Genomic DNA, 16,727 nt, shown 5'->3' with positions numbered 1-16,727 from the left:
TTTTTTCAAATACGGAGTAATTTGTCGAAATTATGAGGAATAAACAGTAAACCGCCCGAAATGTGTCGAAAACAATGGATGTTCAAAAATATTCTTCTTAAACAGTCATTTTTTGGTATGGAAAAGAAGGATTTAGCATTGTTGTGTGGAATTATACACCAAGTCTCTGATGGAAAAAGGTGGTGAACACACACATGCAAATTACGGATGTCAGACTCCGCCGAGTTAACTCTGAGGGGAGAATGAAAGCAATTGCATCCATTACCATCGACAACGAGTTTGTTGTTCATGACATTCGCGTCATCGACGGGAACAATGGGATGTTCGTTGCTATGCCGAGCAAGCGTACACCGGACGGAGAATTCCGCGATATCGCACACCCGATCTCTTCGGGTACACGCGAGAAGATTCAATCTGCGGTTCTGGCCGAGTACGATCGCGCCGCTACAGAAGAAGAAGAAGTCATCGAAGAGGGAGCCTAGGATGCGCTTTCTACTTGTTGACAGCTGCCCTTCGGGGCGGTGCCAGGCCATGCCGTTATTTATAATATCAGAAAGTATGAGCATCCCTTTGAAGTGACTTCCTGATATTGCAAAATGGGCCGCCTTTACTGATGGTTTGTACTGCATCATTTAAGGTCCAGCATGAACGGTCTTTCTCATTGGGGTTCGGAGAAAAGGGAACCATGCCTACATGGTTCTCTTTTCTTTTTGCCCGGAATGAGATATATTCAGTAGTGAGTTCAAGAGTAGGAGGTTGGCATTCTTGAAAAGAATGGCTGTAGTACTTGCCGCAGGCCAGGGCAAGCGGATGAAATCTAAATTATATAAGGTGCTGCACCCCGTTTGCGGAAAGCCGATGGTTGGGCACGTGCTTGATACAGTAAAAGCGACCGGATGCCAGCGGAGTATTGTCATCGTCGGACACGGCGCGGAAGCGGTTCAGGCTTATTTGGGCGACACGGCGGAATATGTGCTGCAGGAACAGCAGCTCGGAACCGGTCATGCCGTGAAACAGGCCAAGGATTTGCTGGGCGGCGAAGAAGGAACGACAATTGTGATCTGCGGGGATACCCCACTGGTTACAACTGAGACGCTTAACGGGCTGATGACACTGCATGAAGAGAATCATGCGGCAGCAACCGTGCTCAGCGCTGTTATGGATGATCCTACAGGGTACGGACGCATCATCCGCGGGGAAGACGGCGGAGTACAGAAGATTGTCGAGCAGAAGGATTGTACTGCCGAGGAAGCTGCTGTGCAGGAGATTAATACAGGGACTTATTGTTTTGATAATGCAAAATTGTTTGCTGCTCTGGAGAAAGTTACGAACAGCAACAACCAGCAGGAGTATTATTTGACCGATGTGATCGGTATACTGCGGGCTTCGGGCGAGATTGTACTGGGTTACCAGACAAAGGATGCCGCGGAGTCTATTGGTGTGAATGACCGATTGGCGCTGTCAGAGGCTGAAGGGCATATGCGTAACCGCATCAACCGTTACCATATGCTTAATGGAGTAACTATTACCGACCCTGCCTCAACCTATATCGGAGCAGACGTAGTCATTGGCGCAGACACTGTTCTGTATCCGGGGACAATCTTGAAAGGCTCAACTGATATCGGAGAGAACTGCGTGATCGGTCCGTCAACGGAAATCGAGGATTCCCGTGTGCTTGACGGAGCCGAGATCAAGCAATCTGTATTGAATCAGGCAGAAGTTGGCGCACGGACCACCGTTGGGCCTTTTGCGTATTTGCGTCCTGGTGCTGTACTCGGTGAGGAAGTCAAAGTCGGCGATTTCGTAGAAATCAAGAATGCCACGATCGGCGACGGTTCTAAGGTATCGCACCTTAGTTACATTGGTGACGCATCTGTCGGCTCCAATGTGAATGTGGGCTGCGGTGCAATCACCGTCAACTATGATGGTTATAATAAAGCCAAGACAGAGATTGGCGATGATGCTTTTATCGGCAGCAACGTGAATCTCATTGCTCCCGTTAACGTGGGTAAAGGGGCCTATGTTGTTGCCGGGTCAACCATTACCCGTTCCGTTCCGGATCATGATCTTGCCATTGCCAGAGCACGACAGGAGAATAAAGAGGGCTATGCGGTCAAGATCCGTGCCCGTGCGAAAGCAAAGAAAGATAAGTCCAGTCCATCGTAAAGTCCTGCTGTAACCGCCGGACGGACTGAACATCTCCGCTCCGGCGCCTTTGGAAAGCTAAATTCCGTCACGGAGGGTTTATATTTTATGACTTATTGTGATTCCAAGCTAAAAATTTTCACCTGTAATTCTAATCCCAAGCTGGCCAGTCAAATTGCGGACTATATCGGTATTCCGATGGGTGAATCGCATACTACCAGCTTCAGCGATGGCGAGATTCAGGTGAAGCTGTCGGAAAGCGTACGGGGCTGCCATGTATATGTAGTACAGTCGACCTGTGGTCCAGTCAATGACAACCTGATGGAGCTTCTCGTTATGGTAGACGCACTTAAACGTGCTTCCGCGAAGAGCATCAACGTTGTTATTCCTTATTACGGGTATGCGCGTCAGGACCGTAAAGCGCGTTCACGCGATCCAATTACGGCCAAGCTGGTGGCGAACCTGATTGAGAAGGCAGGGGCACACCGCGTCATTACGATGGACCTTCACGCAATGCAGATTCAAGGTTTCTTTGATATTCCGGTGGATCATTTGCTCGGCGTGCCGATTCTGGCTCAGTATTTCCGCTCGAAACAAATCGAGAACCCTGTCGTTGTGTCTCCTGATCACGGCGGTGTGGTTCGCGCCAGAAAACTGGCCGATTTCCTGAATGCTCCGCTGGCCATTATCGACAAACGTCGTCCGGAGCCAAATGTCAGTGAAGTTATGAACATCATTGGTAACATTGAAGGCAAAACGGCGATTCTGATTGATGATATCATTGATACAGCTGGAACGATTGTACTGGGCGCCAATGCCCTGATGGAAGGCGGCGTGAAGGAAGTATACGCTTGCTGTACCCACCCGGTCTTGTCTGGTCCTGCGCATGAGCGTCTGGAGAACTCGCCGATCAAGGAGATTATCGTGACGGATACCATTCCAATCCGTAGCGAGAACCCAACTTCGAAGCTGAAGGTGCTATCCGTTGCTCCACTGATGGGCGAAGCCATCATCCGTGTGCACGAAGAGCTGTCGATCAGCAAGTTGTTCGAGATTGAATAAGGTAGATAGAGCAGAAGCAACTGTATAATAAATAAAGGGTTACACCTCTCCTATTTGGAAGATGTAACCCTTCTCGGCGTGATGCCAAAGGAAACGTATGGTCTCTAGTACCCGGGACGGGAGATGAAGGTATAGCGGCTACGGTTGTACAGCGTACCCTGTAACTCTACAAAGCCTTCATCTACTGCCGTCAGTATACCGATGTCTATGTGCACATTGTCCAGGTAAATCTCGACAGGCACAGCATACTGGATGTGATACTGGAAATGGCGGTGAAGTATCAGTTTCTCGCCCTGGCGTAACATAGAATAATCACCTGTCTTCGAAAGTGTAATGTCGGTCCAAGAAGCCCTTATGCTTCCATTGTACCAAAAACAGTAATCACTTGCGCAAAAGAGCCGAAGGGAAAGGAACGTTCAGCAATGAAATGGATAGTTGGACTCGGGAATCCCGGTCCGCAGTATGCGAAGACCAAGCATAATGTCGGATTCATGGCGCTGGATGAACTGGCAGCCAGACACGGAATTTCTTTTAATCAGAACAAATGCAAATCGGTTATTGGTGAAGGGGTGATCGGCGGCGTCAAGATTGTACTGATCAAGCCAATGACCTTCATGAACCTCTCCGGTGAAGCCGTACGCGCATATATGGATTATTACAAGGTTCAGCTTGAAGATATGATTGTAGTCTACGATGACCTGGATACGGAGCTAGGCAAGGTGCGGCTGCGTTATCAAGGAAGTGCAGGTGGGCATAACGGAATTAAATCCATCATACAGCACACAGGAACCCAGAACTTTAATCGGATACGAATGGGTATCTCCCGCCCTGAGCCGGGTTATGCGATAGTGGATTATGTACTGTCCACTTTTGCCAAGAAGGATGGGGATAAGCTGCAGGACACGATTACGAGTACCTGTGATGCACTCGAGTTCAGTCTCAAGAACACGTTTGAGCAGACCATGGCCAAATTCAACGGTTAATATGTTGCAATGGTCTTTGTACCGGGCTAAATACAGTGTCAGTCGGGCATACTGAAGGTATATACTACCTTCAGGAGGCATATAGATGGCAATAAACTATGTATGCAGGCACTGCAGAACCTTTCTGGGCAGCATTCACAGAAGCGATGCGACAGAAGTGCAACTCGGCCTACATTCCTTGACCCCTGCGGAGCGCAGAGATATCATAGCGTATGATTCAGAAGGCGAGATTACGGTAAAGGTTACTTGCGATTACTGCAAGCAAGCCTTGGATAACAATCCCGAGCTTAGCCTGCTGGCCAGTCCGCTTCAGTAAGTGGAAGCGCCTGTCTCTATCGTCATCCGCAAGCCTTGGCGTTACAGCTGAGGCTTGTTTTTCGATTCCAATCATAACAGGTGAGGCGGTATCAGCCGCTTTCAACCTGTTTAGTAAGAGAGGTGCGCCTGTTGTTACAAGGTCTTATAGAAGCTTTTTCCCAAGATCCCGATTTTCAATCTGTCACCCGCGGTGTTGCAGCAGGTATGAAGGAACAACTCATATCCGGCTTGTCCGGATCTGCCCGGCAGATCATGCTGGCGGCGCTGCATGAAGAGACAGCGCGCCCGCTGCTGGTGGTGACACATAATATGTTCTCGGCCCAGAAGATGGCCGATGATTTGCAGGAAGCGCTTTCCCCGGATCGCGTACTGCTGTACCCTGCCAATGAACTGGTAGCCGCTGAGGCAGCGGTCTCCAGTCCAGAGACGCTAGCTCAGCGGATTGATGTGCTGACACGATGCGCTCAGGGCTTCCGGGGCATTGTAATCGCCCCTTATTCAGGTGTGCGCCGTTTGCTGCCGTCCCCTCATGTTATGGCTGGAGCACAGGTGACCATCTCGCAGGAAGGTACGCTTAACCTAGAAGAATTCCTGCTGTCCATGATCGAAATGGGCTATGAGCGGGTAGAACGGGTAGAGAACCGTGGCGAGCTAAGCGTAAGAGGGGGTATTGTTGACTTTTATCCAATGACCTCTGCCTTGGCTTACCGGGTGGAACTGTTCGACGAAGAAGTCGATTCTATCAGAACTTTCGATCCAGCCGATCAACGCTCGATTGACAAAGTACGTAGTGTGAAGATTACTCCAGCTAAGGAGATCATCGCGGACAAGTCCCGCCAGGAAGCGGCAGCTGCTGAGGCGGCGGTTCTGCTGGAACGCCAGCTAGAGAAGATGACAGACCGCCAGGCGAAGCTGCGTCTGCGGGAGGAAATGGGCCGTGAGCTGGAAATGCTCCGCCAGGGTACTTATTTTCCGGAAATCTATAAATATATCAGTTTGCTTTATCCTGAACATTCCCATCTGTATGACTATATGGTGGAGGATACACTACTTGTATTCGACGAGCCAGCACGGCTCTTGGAGACAGCAAAGCAGTTGGAACGGGATGAATCGGAATGGAACCTTCATTTGCTGCAGAATGGCAAGACGCTACCGGATCTGCAGCTCTCTGTAGAGACTGACACGGTAATGTATCACCGTCCTTTCCAAAGTCTGTTTATGTCGATCTTTCTCCGCCAAGTTCCACATGTTCAGCCTCAGAACATCCTAGGGTTCATCAGCCGTGGGATGCAGGATTTCCATGGACAGATGAATGTGCTCAAATCGGAGATGGAGCGCTGGCACAAGTCCGGTGTCAAAGTTATCATGCTGGCGAACGGCGAGGAACGTATAGAGCGCGTGCGCAGAGTCCTTTATGACTACGGCATTGAGGAGCCAACCATTGTTCAGGGAAATCTGGGATCCGGTTTTGAGCTCCCGTCTATTCACCTTGCGGTCATTACCGAAGGCGAGATGTTCTCCCAGAAGCAGCGCAAGGCGCGCAAAGTGTCGAAGGGTATAGACAATGCTGAACGAATTAAGAGTTATACGGAACTGAAAATCGGCGATTATGTGGTTCACCAGAATCACGGGATCGGTAAATACATGGGGATTGGTACACTGGAAGTCAGTGGGATCCACCGTGACTATATGCATATTATGTATGCTGGCGGTGACAAGCTGTCTGTCCCGATCGAACAGATTGACCTAATCCAGAAATATGTCGGCTCCGAAGATAAAGAGCCCAAGGTATATAAGCTAGGCGGTAATGAATGGACCCGCGTCACCAATAAGGTGCGTTCTTCGGTACAGGATATCGCCGACGATCTGATTAAGCTGTACGCCGAGCGTCAAAGCGCTATGGGATACGGGTTTGAGAAGGATACTCCGGAGCAACAGGAGTTCGAGGAAGTATTCCCGTACGATGAGACCCGCGACCAGTTGCGGGCGATTGAGGAAATCAAAAAGGACATGGAGCAGAACCGTCCGATGGACCGTTTACTATGTGGCGATGTCGGATATGGCAAGACTGAAGTAGCCATTCGTGCCGCCTTCAAAGCAGCCATTGAAGGTAAGCAAGTGGCTGTATTAGTGCCGACCACGATTCTAGCCCAGCAGCACTATGAGACTTTCCGTGAGCGGTTCTCCAATTACCCGCTGAATATCCAAGTGCTGAGCCGATTCCGTAGCCGCAAAGAGCAGAATGATACGATCAAGGGAGTCAAACAGGGAACTGTCGATGTGGTCATTGGGACACACCGTCTGCTCTCACAGGATCTGGTCTTCAAAGATCTGGGTCTGTTGATTGTGGATGAGGAGCAGCGTTTCGGCGTGACGCATAAAGAAAAGCTGAAGAAGCTGAAAACGAACGTGGACGTACTGACACTGACAGCAACACCGATTCCCCGCACACTGCACATGTCAATGCTTGGGGTACGGGATTTGTCTGTCATTGAGACACCACCGGAGAACCGCTTTCCCGTACAGACGTATGTCGTTGAACATAGCCAGACTCTTACCCGCGAAGCAGTGGAGCGGGAGCTCGCACGCGGGGGGCAGGTATACTATCTGTATAACCGCGTTCAAGGTATTCAGGAAATGGCTGCTCAGATCTCCATGCTAGTACCGGAAGCACGCGTTGGCATTGGTCACGGCCAGATGTCAGAACAGGAACTGGAGAAAACTATCTTGGACTTCCTCGATGGCGAATACGATGTGCTCGTTAGCACAAGTATTATCGAGACCGGGGTAGATATTCCTAACGTTAACACGCTCATTGTGCATGATGCTGATAAAATGGGCCTTTCCCAGCTTTATCAGCTGCGGGGACGGGTAGGCCGGTCCAACCGGATCGCTTACGCCTATTTTACGTATCAGCGGGACAAGGTTCTGACTGAAGTGGCCGAAAAGCGGTTACAGTCGATCAAGGAATTCACGGAGCTTGGCTCCGGGTTCAAAATTGCTATGCGTGACCTTTCCATCCGTGGAGCGGGGAACTTGCTGGGGGCAGAGCAGCACGGTTTTATCGCCTCAGTGGGCTTTGATCTATATTCGCAGATGCTGGCAGAGGAGATTCGCAAACGCAAAGTGACTGTACTTGGTGAGGAAGATACCTCGCTGAAGGAAGGGAATACAGTCATTGATTTGTCGATTGACGCCTATCTCCCGTCAGAGTATATTTACGACAGCATCCAAAAAATTGAAATTTATAAAAAGGTAGCAGCTATTTCCGCCTTTGACGATGCTTCCGAGCTTGAAGACGAACTGCTTGATCGATTCGGGGAGCTGCCAGAGGCAGTCGTTAACCTCTTGTCTGTAGCAAGGTTGAAGGTCTATGGCAAGATGTACGGCATTGACGCCATGGTGCGGCGAGGGGACGAAGTCTCGCTCAATTTCTATGAAGACCGGATCGGGGCATTCGACACTGCAAAGCTCGCTAAAGTTGGAAATCGTTTTGAAAGACGTGTACAATTTGAAAAGGATGCAAAAGCCGTCATCCGGGTCAAGTCGAAAGGGCTCGGGGACAAAGAGCTGCTTGACTTGCTTGAGCAATTTCTGGAGGAAGTCAAACAGGCTTTCAAATCGAAGGGAGAACTTCACAATGTCGTTAAATAAAACAAAAACCTGGAAAGTGCTGCTTGTATCACTAGCAGCAGCTCTTTCCTTCTCTGTACTATCCGCATGCAGCAGCAAAGGGGGCACTGCAGCAGATAACAGTACGGCAGTTGCTACTTATAAAGGTGGTACAATAACAGAAAAGGCATTTGATCTGGATCAGAAGATCATGAAATTCCTGTCGCCGGATCAGGCGCAGTATTTGCAAATTGATGCCTTCAAGGAATCCATCCTCAAGCAAGAGATAGCTTTTGAATATTTGGCTGGCAAAGCTACGGACGAGGCTAAGAAAGAAGCTAAGAAGGAAGCCGATGCCCAAGTTGAGGCTATGAAAAAAGGTCTTGGCAAAACGTATAAAGATACTTTGAAGCAGCAAGGGATCACGGAAGAAGATATCCATGCGTACATGGTGCGTGTACTGACTGTGTATCAGGATATGCTGCTCAAAGTCACGGATGAAGATGTGAAGAAAGAATTTGAAGCGACAAAGGGCGACTTTACCGTAGCTAATCTGCGTCATGTCCTGATTGGCTTTACAGATGCTGACAAGAAGGAACGCAGCAAAGAGGATGCCTTGAAACTCGCGAAGCAAGTAAAGGCAGAGCTTGACGGGGGAGCCGATTTTGCGGAAGTTGTGAAGAAATACACTGACGACACGGCTTCCAAGGAAACGGGTGGCGAGTACAAGGATAAACCACTTGGTACCTATGTAGAGTCGTTTAAGAAGGCTGCGCAGACCCTACCGCTAAACACGATCAGTGAACCGGTAGAAAGCCAATTCGGATATCACATTATCAAGGTAGAGTCCCGTACCGAGAAGACCTTCGACCAATTGACTGACGAGCAGAAGGAAAACATTAAGCAATCACTGGCTTCCAAGAGCCTAGAGAGCTTCATGGAGAAGGAACTCGACGGTATCATTGAGAAGATCAACCTGCCTAAGAGCTCTGCCCCTGCTGATGAAAAAGGTACAGAGCCAAGTGCGTCTCCTGAGGCAACAAAGGCTGCTGAATAAGCCGGGACAAGCTCCCCTTTATACTCCATTACAGACTGAAGAAAGCATCTTGCTTTCTGTTTCAAGTACCGCCCCTGTGGGCGGTATTTTTTTGTTTTATTCAGACTATTCGCAGCAATCGGCGAAGTTTGCCCGAGTTTTTTTATACAGGCAATGATATGTATAATGAACTGGGAAGAGATGAATACTATGGGCAGATATTACGATAAATCACTGGGATTATCCATTCCCATAATGGACAGTAGTTGAACAATACTTCTTAAGAAAGCGGGGCAACATGTGAATGAAAGCTACTGGAATTGTACGACGTATTGACGACCTCGGACGAGTGGTGATTCCCAAAGAAATTAGACGGACGCTTCGGATCCGGGAAGGAGACCCTCTGGAAATCTTCGTTGACCGTGATGGTGAAGTCATCCTCAAGAAATACTCGCCAATCGGCGAGCTTGGTGATTTTGCCAAAGAATATGCCGAGTCGCTGTATGAAAGCACAGGTCATATCACCATAATCGCAGACCGAGATACCTTCATTGCACTTGCTGGCGGTTCCAAGAAGGAGTATTTGGAGAAGCAAGTGGGTGTGCTGCTGGAAAAGGTAATGGATGGCCGTAAAACGGTACTGGAAACGAACGGTGGCAATTATGAGATAGGCAAAGACCATTCAGAACTGCTGTCCACTTATGTAGCATCACCGATTATTTCAGGAGGCGATCCGATCGGCTGTGTAGTGATGCTTAACAAGGATGATTCGGTGAAGATGTCCCAGATGGAAGTCAAAATGACTGAAACGGCTGCCGCATTTTTGGGCAAGCAGATGGAACAGTAATATCTACGGTACTATGGCTCCTGCTCTCCTTTTGGTATGATGTACAAAGGAAAGCGGGAGTTTTGTCGTTCAGGGCATACATACGTTATAATTAAGCTTGTTTTGACTACGGTTGTTTGACTGGGTGGCAGTCGCGTTTCTTTCCAAATTCAGCGTTAGAAGCAGGTAATCTCATGAAATCGACAACACAAGCTTCCCGTTTGCTCCAGGGGGCCTTTATTCTTAGTGCGGCGGCGATTATCTCGAAGCTGATTGGCACTTTGCAAAAAATACCGCTGCAAAATCTGGGTGGTGATGCCGTATTTGGCATCTATAATACGGTTTACCCGCTATACACCATGCTCATAACCATCGCTATGCTGGGTTTACCTTCAGCCATATCCAAATTCGTGGCAGAGGCTTCCGCCAGAAGGCGGAAAGATGAAGGCCGGAGGATTCTTCTTCTGTCCACGCTGATTACGGGCATCTGTGGTTTGGTACTGGGTCTCCTTACCTATGCTGGCGCGCCTCTTATTGCTGAATGGGTCGGCAGCTCCCATGTCATTCCAGCGCTACGCAGCGCATCGTGGGGGCTTGTATTCGTTCCGGTCATGGCGGCATTACGGGGTTATTTCCAGGGTCTCCACAATATGACCCCCACTGCGGTATCGCAAATTGTGGAGCAGTCGGTCCGCGTAGCGGTAATGATTATTCTGCTGCTCTATCTGACTTCACAGGGGGCGGGAGTGGAGAGTATTGCGGCTGGTGCTCTGCTTGGCTCTGCTGGAGGCGGGGCCGCCGGTTTGCTAGTGATGCTGCTGTATTGGCGGAGGCACCGCCGTAATACGGAACTTCCCGCTGCGGCAGAAGTGGCGGCTACCGCAGAAGTAACTGGGCCGCAGGGGCGAGCTAAGCCCCTGCGAGGACAAGCTTCAGGGGTCAAGGCGAGCAGTCTGTTGGCCTATGGAGTTCCTGTAATGCTGGGTGCGCTGGCCCTTCCACTGATCGGGCTAGTCGACGTATTTACCGTGCCTCGCCTGCTCTCAGAAGGTCTCAGCGAAAGTGCATCTATGGCACAGTTTGGCATCTATAATCGCGGCCTGCCGCTTGTGCAGATTGTGACTATGCTTGCGACATCCCTGTCCGTTGTATTCATTCCCGCACTGGCAGAAGCCAAGTACAACGGCGATCTGAAGCTGGTCGAGACACGCTGCAGTCTGTCACTGCGTTGGTTCTGGCTCTTGGGGCTCGCAGCAGCTGTGGGGCTGGCGGTGCTGGCTGAGCCGATTAACATCGCGCTCTACGGCGATACTGCCGGCAGCATCACGATGATCTGGCTGGCCTTCACCGCCGCCGGCGGCACGGTCAGCATCATCTCGGCTGCACTGCTGCAGGGGCTGGGGCATGTGCGCGCCCCAGCCATACATCTCTTGGCCGCCGCGGGGCTCAAGGCGGCCCTCAACCTGCTGCTTGTCCCGCAGCAGGGCATTACCGGCGCGGCCATCGCCAGTGTGGCCGCGCACCTGCTGGCAGCAGCACTCAACGTGCTGCTGCTGCACCGCCAGGGCTATCTGCGGCTTCGCCTCGCAGATGCCCTGGTGAAGCCCGCGGTGCTACTCGCGGGCTTGGCCGCCGCCGCTGCGGCCGTCAGCTATGGAGCTGACGCATTGTTCGCAGCGGCAGGGCTGGCTGGCGGGCGTACCGCCAGCCTGGCCCAAAGCTTGCTCGGCGTGACGGCGGGTTGCGTCGTCTTCGCCGTAGGCGCGATCGCCCTGCGGCTGCTGAGCGAGAGCGAGTTGCGCCAGCTTCCGGGCATCGGCCCGGCCCTAGCGAAGGGCTTCAGCAAGCTACGGCTATTCCGCTAGCCGATCATAAATGAACCATTCCCTGTCTTCTGGCTTGCATAGCAAGCCCAGGAAAACATTCAAGGATAGAGTGCCCTCTGCCTATTGTTAAGGCTAGAGAGGGTCAATAAGGAGATGAACAACACGCATGAGCGCATCATTAACGATTGTCGGACTGGGTTCCGGCAACCCTGACCGGCTGACGCTGGGTATTATTAAGAAGCTAAAGGCAGCCTCAACCGTGTACGTACGCACCAAGGAACACCCGGTGATGTCTGCGCTTGCGGAGCTGGAGATTGAGTGGAAATCGTTCGACGGATTGTACGAGTCACTGCCCTCTTTCCCCGAAGTCTATGAGGCTATTGCGTCCCGTTTAATTCAAGAGGCCTCTGCTGCCGAGCAAGGCACAGAAATTGTCTATGCGGTGCCAGGCCATCCCATGGTTGCCGAATCGGCGGTTTCCTTACTCCGGCAACGCTGTACCGAATGGGGCATAGAGCTGCAGATTCTGGGCGGCGAGAGCTTCCTGGACGAGGCCTTTGTGCGGCTCGGCTTTGACCCTATCGAAGGGTTCCAACTGCTTGATGCTTCCGGTATTCGGCGCTCACATCTTCAGCCGGAGCTGCACACCTTGATCGGTCAGGTGTATGACACCTTTACTGCTTCGGAGACCAAGCTATGTCTGATGGAGCTGTATCCACCCGAATATGAGGTTGTTGTTGGGCATGCGCTTGGCGTGGAGAACGAGGAGAAAATTCTGAAGGTGCCTCTCTACGAGTTGGACCGTCTGGATGGGTATGGGAACCTGTCGCTGATTTATATCCCGGCAAATCGTTCAGAAGAGGTGCGAAATCGCACCTTTGCCCGTTTGCATGAAATTGTCGATATTCTCCGCAGCCCGGAAGGCTGTCCTTGGGACCAAGAGCAGACCCATGAATCGCTGCGCAAGAACCTGATCGAAGAAACCTACGAAGTGCTGGAAACCATTGATGAGGATGACCCGGATCACATGAAGGAGGAACTGGGTGACTTACTGCTGCAGATCATGTTGCATGCTCAGATGGAAGAAGAAGTGGGAACGTTCAATGTGTTTGACGTTATCGAGGGACTCAACAACAAGCTGGTGTTCCGTCATCCCCATGTATTCGGCGACCGGGAGGCCGGCAATGCGGATGAGGCGCTTCAGAACTGGGAAGGCATGAAAGCAGAGGAGAAGCGGCGTAAGGGTATGAAGCCGGAGGAGCAGTCTGTCCTTGATGGCGTTCCCCGGGATTTGCCGGCCTTGATGAAGGCCTATAAGCTGCAGAAGAAAGCTTCCAAGGTAGGCTTTGACTGGGACAATGCACTGGACTGCCTGGTGAAGGTTCGTGAGGAGGCTGACGAGCTGCAGGAGGCTATTGCCAGTGGAGCGCCTACGGAAGAACAGATCCTGGAGCTTGGTGATCTGCTCTTTGCAGCCACTAATGTAGCTCGGTTTATCGGCGCTGATCCGGAAGACGCGCTGACTCGCACCAACCGCAAATTTGTCCAACGGTTCCAATACATCGAACAAAGCCTGCGCAGCAAAGGGAAGAGTGTGCAGGGTAGCAATCTTGATGAGATGGAGGCGCTTTGGCAGGAGGCTAAGGTCCAGGAGCGCAAGTAACGACAGAAGCTGCAGAAGGGCCTACTGAAGCTACTTTACGTTGGTAGATCAATCGAAAGATACTTAGCCGTATATATACGCGAAGAAGCGGCTATGCTGTGAATATAGCGGCTATGAATCTTTGATTTGAAGCAGGGATTGCAGTTTATAATGTAATAGTGCTATACTCTGCTAACCCTCTTCTTGCCGGGAAGAAAGAAGCCCGCTTTTAAAAAAACGGCGAGTCATGGCAGGATTTACGGGTGGCATCCAGAATATCATAAAGACGAAATGGTGATTTGTGGCCGATTATGGCGGTAAATCTCGTTTCATTTATTTTTTCGTATCCTAGGAGGAACCTTAAACTATGAACAAGACAGATTTGGTTAACAACATTTCCGAGAAAAACGGATTGGCAAAGAAAGACGTAGAAGCAGTACTGAATGGATTCCTGGGCGAGATCACCGAAGCTCTGGCTAAAGGCGATAAAGTCCAATTGATCGGTTTCGGCACTTTCGAAACCCGCAAACGTTCCGGTCGTACAGGCCGTAACCCGCAAACGGGCACAACTATTGAAATCCCTGAATCTACTGTACCGGCCTTCAAGGCAGGTAACAAGCTTAAAGAAGCCGTCAACTAATGCGTCTCGACAAATTTCTGAAAGTCTCCCGTTTGATTAAGCGCCGTACGGTGGCCAAGGATGTGTCCGAACAAGGTCGGGTGCTGATTAACGGACGGGAATCCAAACCTAGCAGCACAGTAAAGCTCGGCGATGAGATTACAGTGCAGTTCGGTCAGAAGCTGGTGACGGTCAAGGTAGAGAAACTGGTGGAGACGACCCGCAAGGACGAAGCCGCCGGGATGTATACCCTGCTCCGGGAAGAGCCGGTTGCGAAGAGCAACGGGCTGGAGTGGTAAGTGCCGGTAACCTAGCTTATACGGATGCCTGATGTAAGAAAGCGTAACTGTACATAATGTAGAGTTGCGCTTTTTTTGCGTGGATAAGGCGGTTTCAGAGAAGTTAAGTATATTTTTAAAACAAGCTCCGTTCTATCTTGAACTCCCTCACCATAGATTAGAGGTAAGAAGGAGGGGTACATGCTATGATCGAACCAGTAAAAGCCAATAAGCAGCATGATCTGCATATGCACGACCGCAAGCAGGTGGAACTTACGGGCGTGCAGAATGTGGAAAGTTTCGACAGCGAGGAGTTTCTGCTTCGTACAGAACTCGGCCATCTCACCATTCGCGGGAGCCATTTACATATCAAAAATCTCAGTCTGGAAAACGGACTCCTGTCGCTGGAAGGCAACGTTCATTCATTGATTTATCTTGATCCCGGTTCGCAGGGCAAAAACAAGGGAATTATCGGCAAGCTCTTCAAATGAACCCCGGGGTCCAATGGGTAACCCTGCTCTACATGATGCTGGCCGGGGCGGCAATGGGACTCGCCTATGACGGCTACCGGGTGCTGTCGTTCAAGTTAAGGTTTCCCAACTGGCTGTGCGCCGCACTGGATTTGTTGTACTGGCTATGGGCTGCCCTGCTTGTGTTTCGTCTGTTGTATGCCGGCAATCAGGGGCAATTGCGGTTCTACGCGTTCCTTGGTCTGTTTCTAGGTGTATGGATCTATTTTTTGATCTTCAGTGTTACGGTGCGGCGTTTTGTGGTAATGTTAATTCAGTTGGTTCATTCTGTGTGCAAATTCCTTTGGAAGCTTGTAACGATCCTGATCGGGATGCCGCTTCTGTGGCTCTGGCGTCTTCTCAAAGGAGTGCTGATACTGCTTGGGCGTATTGTGCTGTTTGTTCTCAAGCTGCTCTTGCGTCTGACGAAGCCGCTTTGGGTACTGCCTGTCAGATGGCTTTCTCCCTACTGGACTCGGCTTGTTCATAGCACACGTATGACAACAATTACTACTTGGCTGACTAAGCGATGGAAACGCTGACCTTGAAGAGGGGGACGCAGCATGAACAGATTTTCTGCAGAAGAGAAGAAGGCGATTAAAGCTTCGGCTGCCGGCGCGAAGAGAAGGAAATTTATCTGGCTGGTCGTTGTGACGGTTTTTTTCGGCTGGGCAGGCTATATTTTCTTTTCCCAACATGCGCTTATTGCGGACAAGAGTGCCGATCTGGCTAAGAAGCAAGAAGCCAAGGATAGTATTACCAAAAATCTGGATCAACTGAAGTACGATGTATCCAGGCTGAATGATGATGAGTATATCGGCCAATTGGCACGTAAATGGTATAATATCTACCCTCAAGGGGAGACTCCGATTCGAACAGAGCAATCAGGGAAATAAAGCAGGTCAAAAGAGGCTTTTCGCTCTGTTGCCTTGCTCTTCTCTTTACTGTATAATCAAATCACCGCAGACAGGATGACCTTAATATTCGTCTGTATATTTTTAAGGGAGGATCATTTTATTCTATGGCAATTGAAGTGGGCACCAAGTTAGAAGGCAAGGTGACAGGCATCACGCATTTCGGAGCATTTGTGGATCTGTCAGGAGGTGTCACAGGTCTCGTTCACATCTCGGAAATCGCCGATAATTACGTCAAGGATGTTAACGATCATCTGAAGATTAGTGATGTAGTAACAGTCAAGGTGATCAACGTCGACAAGGACGGTAAGATCGGACTTTCCATCAAGCAGGCCGTAGATAAGCCGGCATCGGAAGTACGTCCCCCAAGAGCACCAAGACCTGAACGTCCAAGCGGTGGAGACCGTTTTGGCGGCGGTGGAGGTAACGGTGGTGGAGGCGGTGGATTTAATCGTGAACGGGGAGGGCGTCCATTCAAGCCTGCAGCCGGTAAACCTTCATTCGAGGATAAAATGTCACGCTTCCTGAAAGACAGCGAAGAGCGCATATCTTCGATTAAGAAGAACACAGAAGGAAAACGTGGAGGCCGTGGCGCCAAACGCGTATAATCCTAATCTTGAACATCATAAATAACCGCGAGGGCTTCGGCCTTTTGCGGTTTTTTTGTTTTTTCTGTAGTGTACAGACAAGGTTTCACGACCCTTAACTATTTTTGTCGGGGACCGCCAAATCGGCGACAGCATCCTCGCCAATCTCACATTACTTTAGGGCAATCGCTGGCGAATGCCTGCCGTCATTCACTGACAGAAGTCAGGCATTGCTTCTGCTCAAGCAGAGTAAGTCACTGTCCCATAAGGAATAAAGGGCCTTTTCCGAGGTTTGTCGGGACAGGCTTTTTTGTCGGAAATTTCTTCTGACTTACCTTCCGTTTCTGACAAACTTTCTCAGAACCGCCAC

At 50.4% G+C, this 16,727-nt stretch carries 17 protein-coding genes; 16 read left to right on the top strand and 1 reads right to left on the bottom strand.

Features of this window, described 5'->3' with window-relative positions:
* Positions 1-194: 194 nt before the first annotated feature.
* From spoVG to ACFVRY_RS28055, 3 genes are all read left to right on the top strand, one after another.
* Positions 195-482, top strand: coding sequence for a septation regulator SpoVG (spoVG, locus tag ACFVRY_RS28065; RefSeq protein WP_020425826.1), 288 nt, complete (start codon positions 195-197; stop codon positions 480-482).
* A gap of 283 nt (positions 483-765) precedes the next feature.
* On the top strand, positions 766-2,166 hold the full coding sequence (gene glmU / locus ACFVRY_RS28060; protein ID WP_387503547.1) for a bifunctional UDP-N-acetylglucosamine diphosphorylase/glucosamine-1-phosphate N-acetyltransferase GlmU: 1,401 nt from the start codon (positions 766-768) through the stop codon (positions 2,164-2,166).
* 87 nt (positions 2,167-2,253) lie between these two features.
* A complete protein-coding gene (locus ACFVRY_RS28055; RefSeq protein WP_066367931.1) occupies positions 2,254-3,207 on the top strand; it encodes a ribose-phosphate diphosphokinase in 954 nt (317 codons plus the stop codon).
* Positions 3,208-3,311: 104 nt separating this feature from the next.
* On the opposite strand, the gene ACFVRY_RS28050 is transcribed toward ACFVRY_RS28055, so the two are convergent.
* Entirely contained in the window at positions 3,312-3,512 is a 201-nt protein-coding gene (locus ACFVRY_RS28050; protein WP_066367928.1) for a hypothetical protein, read from the bottom strand.
* Positions 3,513-3,629: 117 nt separating this feature from the next.
* Here ACFVRY_RS28050 and pth point away from each other — a divergent pair, with 117 nt between their 5' ends.
* The 13 genes from pth (at position 3,630) to ACFVRY_RS27985 (ending at position 16,378) form a co-directional block, all read left to right on the top strand.
* Positions 3,630-4,190, top strand: coding sequence for an aminoacyl-tRNA hydrolase (gene pth, locus ACFVRY_RS28045; protein ID WP_387503546.1), 561 nt, complete (start codon positions 3,630-3,632; stop codon positions 4,188-4,190).
* Positions 4,191-4,275: 85 nt separating this feature from the next.
* Positions 4,276-4,506 carry an anti-sigma-F factor Fin family protein gene (locus tag ACFVRY_RS28040; protein WP_066367922.1) on the top strand — a complete coding sequence of 77 codons (231 nt, stop codon included), beginning with the start codon at positions 4,276-4,278 and terminating at the stop codon, positions 4,504-4,506.
* 131 nt (positions 4,507-4,637) lie between these two features.
* Positions 4,638-8,162: a transcription-repair coupling factor gene (gene mfd, locus ACFVRY_RS28035; RefSeq protein ID WP_387503545.1), complete on the top strand. Its 3,525-nt coding sequence runs from the start codon at positions 4,638-4,640 to the stop codon at positions 8,160-8,162.
* Positions 8,149-9,177 carry a peptidylprolyl isomerase gene (locus tag ACFVRY_RS28030; protein ID WP_387503544.1) on the top strand — a complete coding sequence of 343 codons (1,029 nt, stop codon included), beginning with the start codon at positions 8,149-8,151 and terminating at the stop codon, positions 9,175-9,177. The genes mfd and ACFVRY_RS28030 overlap by 14 nt, the downstream gene beginning before the upstream one ends.
* Before the next feature lie 283 nt (positions 9,178-9,460).
* The gene (spoVT, locus tag ACFVRY_RS28025) at positions 9,461-10,003 is read left to right on the top strand and encodes a stage V sporulation protein T (protein ID WP_387503543.1); all 543 of its coding nucleotides are present in this window, start codon (positions 9,461-9,463) and stop codon (positions 10,001-10,003) included.
* A 173-nt stretch (positions 10,004-10,176) separates the two neighbouring features.
* On the top strand, positions 10,177-11,847 hold the full coding sequence (locus ACFVRY_RS28020; RefSeq protein WP_387503542.1) for a putative polysaccharide biosynthesis protein: 1,671 nt from the start codon (positions 10,177-10,179) through the stop codon (positions 11,845-11,847).
* A 127-nt stretch (positions 11,848-11,974) separates the two neighbouring features.
* Positions 11,975-13,471: a bifunctional methyltransferase/pyrophosphohydrolase YabN gene (gene yabN / locus ACFVRY_RS28015; protein WP_387503541.1), complete on the top strand. Its 1,497-nt coding sequence runs from the start codon at positions 11,975-11,977 to the stop codon at positions 13,469-13,471.
* A gap of 346 nt (positions 13,472-13,817) precedes the next feature.
* Positions 13,818-14,090: an HU family DNA-binding protein gene (locus ACFVRY_RS28010; RefSeq protein WP_066367909.1), complete on the top strand. Its 273-nt coding sequence runs from the start codon at positions 13,818-13,820 to the stop codon at positions 14,088-14,090.
* The gene (locus tag ACFVRY_RS28005) at positions 14,090-14,368 is read left to right on the top strand and encodes an RNA-binding S4 domain-containing protein (RefSeq protein ID WP_066367906.1); all 279 of its coding nucleotides are present in this window, start codon (positions 14,090-14,092) and stop codon (positions 14,366-14,368) included. The genes ACFVRY_RS28010 and ACFVRY_RS28005 overlap by 1 nt, the downstream gene beginning before the upstream one ends.
* Positions 14,369-14,553: 185 nt before the next feature.
* Positions 14,554-14,838, top strand: coding sequence for a sporulation protein YabP (gene yabP, locus ACFVRY_RS28000; protein ID WP_387503540.1), 285 nt, complete (start codon positions 14,554-14,556; stop codon positions 14,836-14,838).
* Positions 14,835-15,398, top strand: a complete 564-nt coding sequence (gene yabQ / locus ACFVRY_RS27995; protein WP_387503539.1) for a spore cortex biosynthesis protein YabQ — start codon at positions 14,835-14,837, stop codon at positions 15,396-15,398. The genes yabP and yabQ overlap by 4 nt, the downstream gene beginning before the upstream one ends.
* Before the next feature lie 21 nt (positions 15,399-15,419).
* Positions 15,420-15,752: an FtsB family cell division protein gene (locus ACFVRY_RS27990; protein WP_387503538.1), complete on the top strand. Its 333-nt coding sequence runs from the start codon at positions 15,420-15,422 to the stop codon at positions 15,750-15,752.
* A gap of 125 nt (positions 15,753-15,877) precedes the next feature.
* Complete coding sequence (locus ACFVRY_RS27985; RefSeq protein WP_387503537.1) at positions 15,878-16,378, top strand: S1 domain-containing RNA-binding protein; 501 nt, start codon at positions 15,878-15,880, stop codon at positions 16,376-16,378.
* Positions 16,379-16,727: the final 349 nt, after the last annotated feature.

The organism is Paenibacillus sp. NPDC057934 (genome assembly GCF_042887565.1).
Lineage (GTDB): Bacteria > Bacillota > Bacilli > Paenibacillales > Paenibacillaceae > Paenibacillus_AQ.
The sequence above is the reverse complement of the archived record's forward strand: the minus strand, read 5'-3'. Positions and strand labels throughout refer to the sequence as shown.

Bases quoted from the DNA above. Each gene is read 5' to 3' on its own strand.
- spoVG (WP_020425826.1), top strand. From the start codon at position 195: ATGCAAATTACGGATGTCAGACTCCGCCGAGTTAACTCTGAGGGGAGA.
- ACFVRY_RS28055 (WP_066367931.1), top strand. From the start codon at position 2,254: ATGACTTATTGTGATTCCAAGCTAAAAATTTTCACCTGTAATTCTAAT.
- ACFVRY_RS28050 (WP_066367928.1), bottom strand. From the start codon at position 3,512: ATGTTACGCCAGGGCGAGAAACTGATACTTCACCGCCATTTCCAGTAT.
- pth (WP_387503546.1), top strand. From the start codon at position 3,630: ATGAAATGGATAGTTGGACTCGGGAATCCCGGTCCGCAGTATGCGAAG.
- ACFVRY_RS28040 (WP_066367922.1), top strand. From the start codon at position 4,276: ATGGCAATAAACTATGTATGCAGGCACTGCAGAACCTTTCTGGGCAGC.
- ACFVRY_RS28030 (WP_387503544.1), top strand. From the start codon at position 8,149: ATGTCGTTAAATAAAACAAAAACCTGGAAAGTGCTGCTTGTATCACTA.
- spoVT (WP_387503543.1), top strand. From the start codon at position 9,461: ATGAAAGCTACTGGAATTGTACGACGTATTGACGACCTCGGACGAGTG.
- ACFVRY_RS28020 (WP_387503542.1), top strand. From the start codon at position 10,177: ATGAAATCGACAACACAAGCTTCCCGTTTGCTCCAGGGGGCCTTTATT.
- yabN (WP_387503541.1), top strand. From the start codon at position 11,975: ATGAGCGCATCATTAACGATTGTCGGACTGGGTTCCGGCAACCCTGAC.
- ACFVRY_RS28010 (WP_066367909.1), top strand. From the start codon at position 13,818: ATGAACAAGACAGATTTGGTTAACAACATTTCCGAGAAAAACGGATTG.
- ACFVRY_RS28005 (WP_066367906.1), top strand. From the start codon at position 14,090: ATGCGTCTCGACAAATTTCTGAAAGTCTCCCGTTTGATTAAGCGCCGT.
- yabP (WP_387503540.1), top strand. From the start codon at position 14,554: ATGATCGAACCAGTAAAAGCCAATAAGCAGCATGATCTGCATATGCAC.
- yabQ (WP_387503539.1), top strand. From the start codon at position 14,835: ATGAACCCCGGGGTCCAATGGGTAACCCTGCTCTACATGATGCTGGCC.
- ACFVRY_RS27990 (WP_387503538.1), top strand. From the start codon at position 15,420: ATGAACAGATTTTCTGCAGAAGAGAAGAAGGCGATTAAAGCTTCGGCT.
- ACFVRY_RS27985 (WP_387503537.1), top strand. From the start codon at position 15,878: ATGGCAATTGAAGTGGGCACCAAGTTAGAAGGCAAGGTGACAGGCATC.